At 35.3% G+C, this 14,436-nt stretch carries 14 protein-coding genes; 6 read left to right on the top strand and 8 right to left on the bottom strand.

Annotated features, from left to right (window positions below):
* Window positions 1–115 precede the first annotated feature (115 nt).
* Window positions 116–946, bottom strand: coding sequence for an alpha/beta hydrolase (locus DS830_RS06650; protein WP_118900448.1), 831 nt, complete (start codon window positions 944–946; stop codon window positions 116–118).
* Window positions 924–2,051, bottom strand: coding sequence for a PTS sugar transporter subunit IIC (locus tag DS830_RS06645; protein WP_118900450.1), 1,128 nt, complete (start codon window positions 2,049–2,051; stop codon window positions 924–926). The genes DS830_RS06650 and DS830_RS06645 overlap by 23 nt, the downstream gene beginning before the upstream one ends.
* 88 nt (window positions 2,052–2,139) lie before the next feature.
* On the opposite strand from DS830_RS06645, the gene DS830_RS06640 reads away from it, so the two are divergent.
* Entirely contained in the window at window positions 2,140–3,333 is a 1,194-nt protein-coding gene (locus tag DS830_RS06640) for an MFS transporter (RefSeq protein ID WP_118908729.1), read from the top strand.
* Between the two features lies 1 nt (window position 3,334).
* Window positions 3,335–4,258: an alpha/beta hydrolase gene (locus DS830_RS06635; RefSeq protein WP_118908728.1), complete on the top strand. Its 924-nt coding sequence runs from the start codon at window positions 3,335–3,337 to the stop codon at window positions 4,256–4,258.
* Here DS830_RS06635 and DS830_RS06630 read toward each other — a convergent pair.
* Complete coding sequence (locus tag DS830_RS06630; RefSeq protein ID WP_118908727.1) at window positions 4,255–5,625, bottom strand: sugar porter family MFS transporter; 1,371 nt, start codon at window positions 5,623–5,625, stop codon at window positions 4,255–4,257. The two genes, DS830_RS06635 and DS830_RS06630, sit on opposite strands and share 4 nt — an antisense overlap.
* A gap of 85 nt (window positions 5,626–5,710) precedes the next feature.
* Here DS830_RS06630 and DS830_RS06625 point away from each other — a divergent pair, with 85 nt between their 5' ends.
* The 3 genes from DS830_RS06625 (at window position 5,711) to DS830_RS06615 (ending at window position 8,436) form a co-directional block, all read left to right on the top strand.
* Window positions 5,711–6,295 carry a histidine phosphatase family protein gene (locus DS830_RS06625; protein ID WP_118900458.1) on the top strand — a complete coding sequence of 195 codons (585 nt, stop codon included), beginning with the start codon at window positions 5,711–5,713 and terminating at the stop codon, window positions 6,293–6,295.
* 129 nt (window positions 6,296–6,424) lie between these two features.
* Window positions 6,425–8,062: a peptide ABC transporter substrate-binding protein gene (locus tag DS830_RS06620; protein WP_118908726.1), complete on the top strand. Its 1,638-nt coding sequence runs from the start codon at window positions 6,425–6,427 to the stop codon at window positions 8,060–8,062.
* Window positions 8,063–8,157: 95 nt separating this feature from the next.
* The gene (locus DS830_RS06615; protein WP_118908725.1) at window positions 8,158–8,436 is read left to right on the top strand and encodes a hypothetical protein; all 279 of its coding nucleotides are present in this window, start codon (window positions 8,158–8,160) and stop codon (window positions 8,434–8,436) included.
* A gap of 216 nt (window positions 8,437–8,652) precedes the next feature.
* Here the strand turns inward: DS830_RS06615 and DS830_RS08885 are convergent, their stop codons facing one another.
* On the bottom strand, window positions 8,653–8,823 hold the full coding sequence (locus DS830_RS08885; protein WP_162887541.1) for a hypothetical protein: 171 nt from the start codon (window positions 8,821–8,823) through the stop codon (window positions 8,653–8,655).
* An 89-nt stretch (window positions 8,824–8,912) separates the two neighbouring features.
* Between DS830_RS08885 and DS830_RS06610 the strand changes: the two genes are divergently transcribed.
* Window positions 8,913–9,857: a nucleoside hydrolase gene (locus DS830_RS06610; protein ID WP_118908724.1), complete on the top strand. Its 945-nt coding sequence runs from the start codon at window positions 8,913–8,915 to the stop codon at window positions 9,855–9,857.
* Between the two features lie 44 nt (window positions 9,858–9,901).
* On the opposite strand, the gene DS830_RS06605 is transcribed toward DS830_RS06610, so the two are convergent.
* From DS830_RS06605 to DS830_RS06590, 4 genes are all read right to left on the bottom strand, one after another.
* Window positions 9,902–10,222, bottom strand: a complete 321-nt coding sequence (locus tag DS830_RS06605; protein WP_118908723.1) for a DMT family transporter — start codon at window positions 10,220–10,222, stop codon at window positions 9,902–9,904.
* Between the two features lie 111 nt (window positions 10,223–10,333).
* Window positions 10,334–11,392: a 2,3-butanediol dehydrogenase gene (locus DS830_RS06600; protein ID WP_118908722.1), complete on the bottom strand. Its 1,059-nt coding sequence runs from the start codon at window positions 11,390–11,392 to the stop codon at window positions 10,334–10,336.
* A 142-nt stretch (window positions 11,393–11,534) separates the two neighbouring features.
* A complete protein-coding gene (locus DS830_RS06595) occupies window positions 11,535–12,869 on the bottom strand; it encodes an amino acid permease (RefSeq protein WP_118900469.1) in 1,335 nt (444 codons plus the stop codon).
* Window positions 12,870–13,045: 176 nt separating this feature from the next.
* Window positions 13,046–14,353 carry a D-serine ammonia-lyase gene (locus DS830_RS06590; protein ID WP_118908721.1) on the bottom strand — a complete coding sequence of 436 codons (1,308 nt, stop codon included), beginning with the start codon at window positions 14,351–14,353 and terminating at the stop codon, window positions 13,046–13,048.
* Between the last annotated feature and the right edge of the window lie 83 nt (window positions 14,354–14,436).

Raw genomic sequence — 14,436 nt, 5'->3', positions numbered from 1 at the left:
TATTTGATACTCACCGGATATGTGAGAACGTTTTTGTTGCTAGATGTGAACTAGTAGCAGCTATTGACTAAGGTCAGTACCCAAAAAAGCCATGATTATTTTAATCATGGCTTTTTTATTGGATAATTTTCTTAGCATTTTCCAGAATATTTTCTTGAACTAAGCGAGTAACTTGCGGATTATCTAAAAGATTAGAATGAGAACTATCTTCACCCGTTACTGTAATTTGGGTGTATTTTTTTACTTGATTTTGATAGATATATTTACCAGCTTCTACGCTTTGATAAGGAACTGTACCGTCATTTTGATAATTCTTCGTTCCGGCAATAGCATAGACAATCAGATTTTTAGGAAGTCGTGTTTTAGATTGATACAGCTGGCGAAAAATAGCGGTTTGATTTTTAGGATTAGATTCTAATGAATTATATGGTGTACCAATGGTCATGAGATTATTAATAGTAAGCTCATTGCGATTAAAATACTTTTCTAGATACCAAGTCCAGATTAACCCGCCATTAGAATGACCTACTGCGGAAAAATTATTAAAATTGTAGTTTTTAGTCAAATAATTGATTGCAGTTTTCAACCAGTATGTTTGCTTGGCAATATTATTATAACCATCTTGGTTATTTTGAAAAGCAATTACAATTAATGGTTCTTGATCACGAGTAGCAATATTTCCAGTTGTTTTAATTTTATTATTAGTTAAAACCGTTATTTTGAGAATATTATGCTTATTTTTATGTTTGGGAGTGCGTAATTGGTTAAACATATCATCGAATCGATCTTGATCTGCAGAACTCCCAGGGATAAAAATAATCGGCGACACTCGTGAATTATGCCAAACCTTTTCACTATGAACATTAGTGCGCATGGCATAATAAGCCGGAAATGAAAGTAAAATGATTGTTAAAATAATCAGATTAATCCAATGTTTTGTTTTCATAGTCAACCTCAGCTTTAACAAATGGAAGATAAATAACAGTCGAACAAATAATTGCTATGATGGTTGCAATTAAACTGCCCCAATTGCCATTAGTTCCCAAAAAATTAATTAAAAAACTTGGTGTTCCCGAAAAGATTTGATAAACTGCCGGTGATGCCCAGCCCAATTGGATAAAAAGTGCTCCAATTAGCATGCTTATTAAAGGACTAACAATAAAGGGGATTAAGAAATAGGGATTAAATAAAACAGGTAAGCGCAACAACAAAGGAGCATTAAATCCAAACATTGTTAAAAAAATATTTTGTAAAACTAATCGTTCTTTTTTAACAATTAATAAAGCTAAAATTAGTCCTAACGTACAGCCTATTCCTCCCAAAAAAGCATAACTGGTATAAATAGAATGAAGATTAATTGGATAAGGGAGATGATTGAGACTTTGGTGGGATAAAGCAGCCGAAAGATTGGCAGTCGCACTAGGTGAAGTAATGGTTTGTTTGGTTTCAGAGAAAGGGTTAATTAATCCTAGCCACGTAGCCAAATTACGGATCATTACTAACGGACCTAAAGTCCACCAGTTGAGATTGCGAGCACTAGTAGAAATTCCAGGCAACTTTATTAAAACATCAGACTGTTGTAGAAGATTAAGCAAGCAGCCACTGAATAATGCTAAAGAAACTCGAATTGTGGGCCAGGGAATTTTACCAAAGATGTGAGCAACTAACCAACTGATGAGAATAACTAATAATAACGGTGGTTGGTTCCAAATAGTTCGTAAATCGGGGCTAATATTGACACAAGCTACAGCTAAAATAATAACAGTATTAAAACTCAGATCTGGCGACTTGTGTAAACTGAAACGTGTTGTTAATAAGTAACCAAAAAATAACAAAATTAATAACTCCAAAATGGTAGTAAGTGGAGTAAATAAACGACCCAACGACTGATATTTCCAAGATAAATTAAAGATTTTGATAAAAAAACCATTAGGATTGAAGACCGTATTTTGAATTAGGCGTAAATAAGCGTCTATTAATACTAATGGATAGATAACTTTAAATGTGGAGGCTATAGTTTTAAAAAAATGTTGATAACGAATTTTTATCATGCTGTATCTCCTCCAATAATTAATGTTTTTAGTGGTAAGGTGATTTTTTCTTTGATAGGATAGATAATGAATCTAAGGGGGTACATTGATGAAAGATGAACAGCAACGCTGGCTTTTGGTAATGAACGCCACTTTTAATATGGTTATGGGGTTTATTCTACCAGTAAATACAATTTTTATGACTAAAAATTTACACGAATCGATGGTGGTTTCTGGTTTTGTTTTGATGGTCTATTCAGGCTTTATGATGCTGGGAAATGCATTGGGAGGATATTTATTCGATCATTATTCCCATCGAGGTACTTTGCTGATCGGTTATTTGGTAGCGGCGCTGGGTTTTTTAATTTTATCATTTTGCCATACTTGGCCATTATATGCAATTGTACTGACTGTAATTGGTTTAGGTATGGGAGTGTCTTATACGGCGGTTAATTCTTATACAGCTGTAGTAGCCCAACAGCACCATCAACATTCGCAACGAATTTTTAATATTATGTATTTATCAGCCAATGTCGGAATTGCCTTAGGTTCAATGTTAGTGAGTGTTATTTTTCAACGCAGTATCTTTTTAACGTTCTTTTTGCCAGCATTGTGCTTTATTGCTTGCTTATTAATCGTAATTTTTCGAGGTCATATTTTGGATGGTACCACTCATAAGCGTTCCAATACTACACAAGCCAGTGAAGCAGCTATTAAAGAAGTTGCCATTACAAGTCAAATTAGTAAACCACGATTATATCTCAATTTATTTTTAATTTGTTTGGCGGTATTAGTGGTTTGGTTAGGATATTCACAATGGGATAGTAATATGTCGTTATATATGTTGAATAATAATTTTAAGATGCGTGATTATAGTTTATTGTTTAGTTTGAATGCTTTGTCACTAATGATTATTCAACCATTAATGGGACATCTGACAGAATCCTTGTTTTCACAGTTAAAAATTCAAATTGCTTTGGGGTTAGCGATTATGGGAAGTTCTTTTATCTTTTTACCCGGAGCCCAACAATATTGGCAATATGTAGTTAGTATGTTGATTTTAACTATTGGAGAATCAATTACTTTTCCAACAATCCCAGCTTTATTGAGTAAATTTTCAACAGCCCAAAATCGGGGAACTTATCAGAGCTTTTACGTTATTTTTGGTTCTTTAGGTCGAGCACTGGGTCCTTATTTGGGGAGTTTGGTTGCTACTAAAAGTTCCTTTGATGTGCTATTTATGCTAATTTGTGGGACTATTCTGGCGGTTGCTGGTGGCGTAGCTTTAGTTAAGGAGGCATAATATGCGTAAGAAAAGCTTATTAAAAATCACTAGTTTACTGATAGGGCTGCCAATAGTGGCTGGAGCAGGTTTATTTAATTATGTTCATCGCCGTGATAGCAGCGCTTTAAAAAGTCAACCACCTCAATTTGCAGCTGATAACCCGGTAGTTCAAGGAGCCCAAAAATTTGTCTCTTTGCCTAAACAAATAGTCCAAACCACTTCTCATGATGGTTTGGACTTAACGGGATGGTTAACTGCTAATACACAAAATTCTGGTACAGTCTTAATTGTACATGGTTTTGGAGTGGACCATCATTCATTGGATAAGATTGGCTATCTTTTTCATCAATTGGGTTACAATGTTTTGCAGCCAGATAATCGTGCTTCGGGAAAGAGTGGTGGTCGTTATTTGAGTTATGGCTATCAAGAAAAATACGATGTCTTATCATGGATTAAATATCTGCAACAACAAAAATTACCACAGCCATTTTTCTTATATGGAGCTTCGATGGGAGCAGCCACAGTTTTACAAAGTTTGCAACTAGCGTTACCTGCTGCAGTAAAGGGTGTGATTGCCGATTCTAGTTATACAGATGCATTTGCAATCAGTAAATATACAATTGAACGCCAATTTCAAATTCCAGCGCAATTTTTAACACAAACTTTATCATTTTGGTCACGGATATTTGTTCATGGTTCCTATCAACAGACCAGTCCTTTACAAAGTGTTCAACACGCCCGAGTGCCGTTAATGTTTATTTGTGGACTTCAAGATACGACCGTCCCTCCTAAAATGTCTCAACAGCTATATCAAGCAGCAGCCGAGCCCAAATTTTTGCAGACTTTTGCACAAGGTGAACATATTCGAAGTATTGAAACAGAGCCGCAACGCTATTTTCAGATAATTAAAATTTTTTTGAATTTTTGTCAAAAAAATAATTAAAGTTTTTGCCAAGCTGTTTTAACTAATTTCGGATTTACTAACAGAAGCGCCAATAAAACGCAAAACATATTCGTTCCACCAAAAATCAAAAATACTCCTTGAGTGCCAAAGTGGGCGACTAAAGCTGGGAAGACTAAACTAATAACAAAATTTGTTAACCACATGACTGCAGTAGCCCAGCTCATAAAGACTGATTTTACAGCTGGAGGGAATAATTCAGCTAATAACAACCAAGTAGTAGGGCTCACGATGCCTTGTTGAGTAGCTAAAAAGCAAGTTAATAATATTAATACAATAAGATTGATTTGTGCCTGTGTGAAAGTATGACTGCGCATAACCAGCGTTAATCCGGTCATAAAGATGATATTGCCACATAAACCGGCTATCAGAATATGCTGATGGGAAAATCGGGATGTGAGTTTGGTACCTAAAACAATTGCAATTGAAGAAACTAATCCAATTAAAACATTGCCATATAAAGAAGCTTTGGCGCCCATACCAACTTGTTCTAAAAGGGTTGTGCCATAGTACATGACAATATTAACACCGGAAATTTGTTGAATTAATGCAACGGCAATTCCAGCAAAAAATAAATACAATAAATATTTATTATGAAAAATTTCTCGCAAATTAACTTGTTGTGGATGTGATTGCTCTGTTTTAGAAGCTAAAATAGCTTCTCTAATATCGAGTTTGGGAAAACCTAAACGATGAAAAGTTTGGCGGGCTTTTTCTTTGGTACTATGAATTAACTGCCAAAATGGACTTTGCGGAAGATTAAACGACAATAGCCAAAGAATTATCGCTGGGACTCCTGCCATCAGCATCATTAACCGCCATACTGGATGCCAATGACCTAAAAAAGTTCCTAAAAGCGCATTGACACTAAAAGCACATAATTGACCAATAACGATAGCGACAGCATTTTTATTAACATTTTGTGATTTGTAGCGATCGGGAGAGATTTCATTTAAATAAACAGGTGCAAGACTAGAAGCACAGCCGACAGATAGACCTAAAATAAATCGAAAAATACTTAAAATGATAATGTTATTTGAAAGCGCGCAGCCAATCGTGGCGCAAGTAAAAATGGCAGCAATTGTATGCAATAACAATTTACGACCATATTTATCGGACAATTTACCACTAAATAATGCCCCAAAAGTACATCCAAATACTAGTGAGGCAGTAACTAATCCTTGTAGATTAGCCGATAAATTTAACTGATCGGGTAAACTAATAAAAGACAAAGCGCCATTAACCACACCAGTATCATAACCAAATAAGAAACCTCCTAAAGAAATAACATAGGAGGTATAATTTAAGAATGTATTACTAATAGTTTGAGCAACTCTATGATTGTGCATTGTTCAACATCGAACTTCCTTTCTGTGTCTATTATAGTTCAATCTGCTAATCATAGAGTTAATGATGCTTGAAGGAGGAATTTAAATGACTCAACAATTATATTTAATGCGTCACGGTGAAACTCTATTTAATTCTCTACATCGAATTCAAGGGGCAAGTGACTCCCCCCTGACTGCTAAAGGAATTAGTGATGCCCAAAAGGTGGGACAGTATTTAAAAGCTCAGGGAATAACTTTTGATCATGCTTATGCATCCACACAAGAACGAGCTAGTGACACTCTGGAATATATTACTAAGCAACCCTATGAACGCTTAAAAGGTTTAAAAGAATGGAATTTTGGGGTTTTTGAGGGGCAAAGTGAGGTCTTAAATCCCCATGATGATCCCCAACGTCATTCTTATGGTGATTTTTTTGTGCAATATGGTGGTGAATCAGATGTACAGGTACAAAAACGAATGGTCCAGACATTGACCGAGGTGATGGAGCGTCCACAACATCAGCAAGTCTTAGCGGTCAGCCATGGAGGAGCTAGTTTTATGTTCTTGCGTCGGTGGCTTGACTGGCAGGAAGTTCAACAGCGGGTTCATTTTACTAATTGCTGTATTTTACAGTTTAGTTATGCTAATCAACAATTTACTTTTGAAAAAACTATTGATGCTTTGCATTGATGTTAGAAATTATTCTCATATATCTGATTTTTTATTAAAAATAATTCATTTTTTCTAATTATTCTATTTACATTTAGTTGTAATCATAGTAAACTCTATTTAATTATTTGAGAGGAAAGAGGGTTTATTATGCGATTACAAAAATTAATAGCTGTCAGTTCCTTAACTTTAGTTAGTATCTTTACCTTAGTTGGTTGTGGTTCCACTAGCCAAAGTCAAACTCCAACTGATACAGCGCGGATTATGTCGAAAGATGTTGTCTCAACAGCTGATTCTTCGATGGCTACTGATATCGTTAGTGCACAAGCTATTACGAATACAATGGAAGGCTTATATCGTTATCAGGGTAAGAAGTTAGAACCAGCAATTGCAACTAAAGTAGTTCAACCAACTAATAATGGACTGACTTATACTTTCCCTCTTCGCAAAAATGCTAAATGGAGCAACGGCGATCCGGTAACCGCGCAGAATTTTGTCTTTGCTTGGCGGCGGACGGTTGATCCCAAAACTAAATCACAATATGCTTACATCTATGAAGGTATTGCCAATGCTAAGGCTATTACTGAAGGAAAAAAGCCAGTTAATTCTTTAGGCATCAAGGCCTTAAATAACTATAAACTACAAGTTACTTTAGAAAAGCCAATTCCATACTTTAATGAATTAATGGCAGCGGACTTTTTCTTCCCACAAAACCCTAAAGCAGTACAAAAATGGGGTAAAAAATATGGTACTAATTCTAAAACCTTAATCTTTAATGGACCGTACAAAATGGTAAATTGGAATAGTGCCGATAATAGCTGGACACAAGTGAAAAATAATCGTTACTGGGATGCCAAAGACGTGAAAGTGCCAAAGCTAAAATATCAAGTAGTTAAAGATGCTTCCACTGCTTTAAACCTATACCAAGCTAACAAATTAGATCGAGTTGAGCTTAGTGGTGATACTTCCAAGCAAATGAAGGGATCTAAGGGTTACGGAGTTTTAAAGCAAAATTCTACAGTTTATTTAGAATTGAATCAAAAGAAATTAGCTTTCTTTAAAAATCCAAAATTACGCCAAGCAATGTCCCTAGCCATTAATCGTCAGCAATTGACCAAGAAAGTTTTAGGTAATGGGACCTCAGTTGCCAATTCAGTGACAGCTTCTAATATGGCGTTTAACCCTGATAATAAACAGCAAGATTTTACTGATGCTACCAAGAAAACCGGACTAGCTAATACAAAATATGACTTAGCACAAGCAAAAGAGTTATGGCAACAAGGTTTAGCTGAAACCGGACAAAAAAAGATTAAAATTTCTTTATTAGGTGATGATACAGATATCGCCAAGCAGCAAAGTGAATTTTTACAAAGCCAGTTGGAAAAACTGCCAGGATTAAAAGTGGAACTCAATAACGTTCCTTATAAGAGTCGTTTAAGTCGTTCGGTTAGTGGTGACTTTGATGTGGTAGTAACAATGTGGAATGCTGATTTCCCTGATCCAATTAACTTCTTAACGCTATTCACAACTACAGGAAGTTATAATAGTGGTAAATGGTCTAATTCACAATATGACGCATTGGTTAACCAAAGTTTGTCTCAAGATGCGAATAATTCTAGTGCTCGCTGGCAAGATATGGTTGCGGCACAAGATATTTTGAATGAGCAACAAGGAGTTATTCCACTATACCAAAACGGTCAAGCATTCATGACACATTCACGTTTACAAAATCTTGATTATGGACCAGATTCTTTATACAATATGGTGTCTTTACGAATTAAAAAGTAAAATCTGTTAAAACTGTAACTCTCAGTCAGAGTTGCAGTTTTTTGTTGTTAAGAATTAAAGATAGCGCTATCATAAAGTTTGAGGAGGGGAATATTATGAAAAAAATATTAGACCAACAAAAACAATATATCCAAGGTCCTGTAATGATTATTGCTTTAAAAAATAATCAACGAATTAATATCCAAGATTATCCACAATTGGAAGAACTAGGTAAATGGGTAGTTCCTAATGATCAGACTAATTTACGGTTAATAACCAACTGGGCTCAACCGAAGGTAATTGAACGTTTTTCGCAAATTACCGGTTTGAAAACCGCTGACTTTGATGCAGGAGTAGTTAGTGGTGTTAATGGTATTTGGTCAGAAGATAAATAGTTAATTTAAAAAATCCAGTTATCAGTTTATTTAACCGCTACTGGACTTTTTATATTTGTTTGTGGGTTGTCATAATGTCTAAATTAGGTATTATGCTGCATAACAAAAGATGATGTTGGGAAACTAGAATTTGGTGTTTTTGTAAAATTTACATAATTGAGTTTGTTAGTCGTCTACCAATTAGGACCAGCATCAAGTTAATATATTTTTTAAATATTAATCACAATAGCTGCGACTGGCTGTTGCATCTTTAAAAATTTGCTCATTTTGATGAATTACAGCTGTGCCTCCGAAAGGATAGCCTTTAAATTTATCGTGTTCGGTAACAGCTACCGCTACTTTGGAACCAATTTGATAATTGATAACTAACAAAATTCCAGTAATCATAACCCACGACTATCAACAATGTCAGATAAGCAATTGCTTAATAATGGAGTTTTGCGTATAATTTTATTAAAAATTTCTGGAGGTCGAAGATGCGCAATTTTTATTTTAATCATGATGGAAATGTTGATGATTTGGTTTCTTTATTATTATTGTTACCAATGCCGGATGTTAATCTTCTAGGTGTGGGAGTTACTGATGCGGATGGTTATGTAGATCCTGCAACTTCAGCTTCTCGTAAGATTATTGATGTCTTTGGTGGTGCAGATTGTCAAACAACAGTTGCTAAATCTAATTCACGTGCGATTCACCAATTTCCAAAAGAGTGGCGTTTGAGTGCTTTTTCTTTTGATGATTTTCCAATTTTAAATGAAAAAAGAACTATTAACACGCCCTTAATGGAGAAGCCAGCACATTTAGATATGATTGATAAAATTATGCAATCAGCAACAAAAGTCACTTTAGTAATGACTGGACCATTGACTGATTTGGCACGGGCTTTAGCAATTAAACCAGAAATTGCGGCCAATATTGAGCGGCTGTATTGGATGGGTGGTGCGCTCAATGGTCAAGGCAATGTAGCTGAACCTCAACAAGATGGCACTATGGAATGGAACGCATATTGGGATCCAGAAGCAGTGCAAACTGTTTGGCAATCTGACTTAGATATTACATTGGTTGCTTTAGATAGTACTAATCAAGTACCATTGACTCCAGAATTACGTTGGCGCTGGGCCAGTCAGCGGCAATATCCGGCTTTAGATTTAATTGGGCAGGGCTATTCATTAGTTCATTCTTTTGAGGCTAATTCAACTTATTACTTATGGGATGTTTTAACAACTTTAGTCAGCAATTATCCTGAATTAGTAGAATCGAAGTTAGTCAAGACTGCCGTTTTGACACAAGGTCCTGGTGCGGGCCGCACATATATTGATAATGAAAAAGGCCGGGTGGTTGATTTTGTAACTCAAGTAAACGCGGATGCATTTTATGATAAAATTGATGAATTAGCACAGTCAGCACCCTATCAAAAATAATATGTATTATAGGAGCTGGGACGATTTTTAGTCTCAGCTTTCCTTTATGAATGATAGAATTCTACTAGAACGGTTCCCAGAATAATTAGGATTAAACCGATTAAAGTAGGAACATTCAAAGGTTCTTTCCAAATAAAATACGAAGTAGCAGTAATTAAGGTAATACCAATTGCTCCCCACAAGGCGTAAGCAATATTTAATGGTATTGAATCCAAGGCTAATGTTAATGAATAAAAACAAACACAATAAGAACAAATACAGACTAAAGATGGTATGAGAGAGTGAAAATTATTAGTAGCTTTTAAAAAGTTGGTGCCAACAATTTCACCAATAATAGCCACTGTTAAATAAAGGTATCCTTTCATTTTTAACCTCCTTAAATGGAATTGAAATAATCTTAGCATTTTATCTAAAAATAAGTCAAAAAAATAAGCTTATCAACGAAAGTTACAAAATTGATAAGCTTATTTGATATTCTAAAGTTCTGGTGAAATCATAATTTTAACTTGTGACTTATCAGTAGCCAAAGATTTAATTCCTTCTATGGCTTGGTTAAATCCTAATTTATTAGTGATTAATTTTTTGAATAAGTCTTGATGATTATTAATCATCCCCATTACTAGAGGAAAAGAGTTATTATATGCCAAAACTGTATTGATATTGTATCCTTGCATAGTAGCAGCACTTAAATCAATTGTTACGGGTTTACCAAAAATAGCCACAATTTGAACAATACCTCCACGCCGAGTAATTTGGAGAGCTGTATTCAAGGTTGGCTGAGCACCAGCGCATTCAAAAGTAATATCTACACCATTTGGTAAATCTTTTCTAATTTCGTCGTTAACATCTACTTGTGAAGGATTAAGAGTTGTTAGACCTAATTCTTGAGCTTTAGCCAAACGTTCTTCAGAAAGATCCGAAATGTATACTTGAGAGGCATTCATAGTTTTAGCTAATAAAGCAGTTAATAAGCCAATAGGACCAGCACCCATAACAGCAACAGTTTGACCAGCAATTAAACCACTCTTTTTGATAGCTTCATAAGCAACTGCCGTTGGTTCAGTTAATGCACCTAATTCATAGTTCATACCTTTAGGTAATTTATAAGCAAAGCTTGCTTGAGCATTAACATATTCAGCCATCCCACCGTCATCAGAATAGCCTAAGAAATTGCCACCATCTTCGGCATGCATATTTAAGCATAAATTATAGTTACCAGCACGACAATTAGCACAGTGTCCACAAGCAATTAATGGTTCAATGGCTACAGCATCGCCAATTTGAAAATCAGTAATCTCACTGCCTAATTTAACAACTTCACCAGAAAATTCGTGTCCTAAAGTAATCGGAACTTCTCTGCCAGTAATGGGATGTTTGTGCATTGGTAAGCCGAAGCCATCAGTATAGGCGTGTAAGTCACTGCCGCAAATACCACAGTATTTAACTTTTATTTGAATCTGATCTGGTTTTGGATCACTGATTGGAACATCTTCAACTCTGATATCTTCTTTACCATAAATTCTAACTGCTTTCATCATTGATACCTCCTATATATTTATGTTTCTATATAGATTTTATAACTTATAGAAAGCGATTACAATTTGTTTGCTTACGAATACAACCAAGAAAAAACTCTTAGATGACATATTTGTATCAATATGCAATCTAAGAGTTTTACTAAGATTTTACTTGGCTATAACTCAAAAGAGAAATAATTACGAACCAAACAATGGTGATAATAGTCGTAATAGTTGTTTCGGGATTAAATAATAATATTAGAAAAATGATAGCCATAAAAATAATCGTTAAATAATCTGTGTAGGGTGCACCAGGTAATTTAAATAGTTGCTTACTCTGTTGATAATCGATCGATTGGCGATACTTAATATGAGTAATCATTAAAAACATATAAATAATTAGAAAAGCCGCAGAAGCTACCGAGGTAATAAGTTTGAAGGCACCTTCAGGAAATAGATAATTAATAAAGACCACTAAAGCAACGATACAGGTAGATAAAGTAATTGAACGCATAGGGATGGCTTGCTTATTTAATTGAGCAAAGTAGCTCTTCGGTTTGGAAAGGGAGAATAACATTCTCCCGGTTGTGAACAGAGAACTATTCAATGAAGACGCCGCTGCTGTCAATACGACAAAATTAATAATACCTGCAGCTGCCTTAATACCAATGCCGGCAAAGACTTGTACAAAAGGTGATTTACCAGCATTGTAATCTGTCCAAGGTTGAATAACCATAATGGCCATTAAAGCGCCAATATAGAAAATCAAAATTCGCATAATCACAGAATTAATAGAGTGAGGAATATTGGTCAAAGGATCTTTAGTTTCCGCAGCGGAAACACCCACAAATTCAACCCCTAAAAAGGAAAAGAATGCCATTTGAAAAGCAGCAATAATTTGCCAATTATTACCAGAGGAAACGCCAAAGCGCCATAAATTGGATAATCGGACTGCACCTTGGCTTGTATGCACATGGAACAACAGCATTATTACAGCAGTGGCAATAATTGCTAAGATAGCAATTATTTTGATTAAAGCAAACCAAAATTCAGTTTCACCAAAAGCCGAAACGGCTACAATGTTAATGAGATACAGCAATCCTAAAAACAATAACTCCCAAATCCAAGCAGGAACATGGGGAAACCAAAATTGCATATAAGTTCCGACAGCTGTCAATTCTGACATCGCGATTACTAACCAGCCTAACCAATAAGTCCAGCCCATAATAAAGCCAGTGCGTTCGCCTAAATATTTTTTGATAAAATCAACAAAAATAATTGTATCTGTATCAGAAAGTAATAATTCACCTAAGGCTCGCATCATTAAAAATACAAAGAAACCTGTAATTAAATAAATAACTAAAATAAATGGACCAGCCTTATGAATTGATTCTCCCGAACCTAGAAATAGCCCGGTACCGATGGTCCCACCAATAGCAATCATACTAACATGGCGGGCGGAAAGAGAACGTGATAAGGACTTTTTTTCTGCCAATATTAACAACTCCTCATCTAATTTGGTATCAACAATATATAGAACCTTAATTCTATCACAAAATTAAAATTAACAAAAATCACATCTGGATAATATTGATGATAAACAATCTAAATAAAGGAAAAAACAAGAAGATGATAAATATTATCATCTTCTCATAAAATTATTATTAATATTTAATTTAAGAGTTCTTTTCCCATTTGATAAAATTTTTGCATATCAGCGACTGGGACCATATTACCACCAGTTGACCAAACAATATGAGTAGCATTGGCAAAATTATAATCGTCTTGGAGAGCAGAAACAGTTTCTTTTATAATAGCAAAGCCAGCCGCAGCTGAAGGCTCAATTTTAATATTTTCACTATCAGCTAGTAAAGTTACATATTTTAAAATTTCCGAATCATTAAAAGTTGCACAACCACGTAAAAAAGTTTTCATGATACGTCCAGCCAAAACGGAAGGACGACTGACGGCTAGACCATCAGCTTGAGTATTACCATCAATCCCAATATCGTATACTGAAATGTCATGATTCAAACCAGTTGCCATTCCTAAAGTAACTGAAGGAATGTGAGTTGGCTCGGCAAAGATACCATGGATATCGGAACCAATAATTTCTTTCAAACCAAAAGTAACACCACCCGGGCTGCCACCGACACCAGCAGGCAGATAAACGAAAATAGGATGATCTTGATCAACACGAATATGTTGTTGGACTAACTGTTTTTGTAGACGCACAGCAGCGACAGCATAACCAAGGAATAAATCTTTAGAACCCTCATCGTCAATAAAATACGTATAAGGATCATTGGAAGCTTGTTGGCGAGCTTGAGCTACTGCAAAGTTGCAATCGCCATCGTGTTCAATAACTTGGACACCATTAGCGCGCAGTTTTTCTTTTTTCCAAGTACGTGCATCATGCGACATGTGAATAGTAGTTTTGAACCCAAAAGTTGCCGCAGCAATACCAATGCTTAAGCCTAAATTGCCCGTAGAACCAGCAGTGATTCCATATTTAGAAAAGATTTTTTGATAACGAGGTGTAGCTAAAACAGAATAATCATCCATATAAGTTAAATCACCATCAGTCATTGCCACCTTTTCAGCAAATTTTAAGACTTCGTAGATGCCACCACGCGACTTGATTGAGCCAGAAATCGGTAAGGCGTTATCTTGTTTGATATAGAGAGTACCTGGTAAATCGTAATTATTATATTTGGACCAAGCCTTTTGCATGTGTTCAATTGGAGTTAGTGGTGATTCGATAATGCCATGCATAGCCTTGGTTTCAGGAAACGCCACTGCCAAATAAGGAGCAAATCGCTCCCAACGAGCAACAGCATCAAAAATATATTCTTTGCTGAAAGGTAAGTCTGAATCTGCTTGACCATAATTGGGATTCTTCCAAAATAAAGGTTGATAGTCCTTCAATTGGTCAACAATCGGAGTTGCAGCTATTTTAGCAGCAATATTACTGTCCATTTTTTCATCCCCTTATATATCTTCAAGAAAATATTATCATAAAATTAGTATAATAGGTAATTTGAAACCAACCTCTAGCTAGA

The organism is Bombilactobacillus bombi (assembly GCF_003522965.1).
Lineage (GTDB): Bacteria > Bacillota > Bacilli > Lactobacillales > Lactobacillaceae > Bombilactobacillus > Bombilactobacillus bombi.
This window is presented reverse-complemented; position numbering and strand designations above follow the sequence as displayed.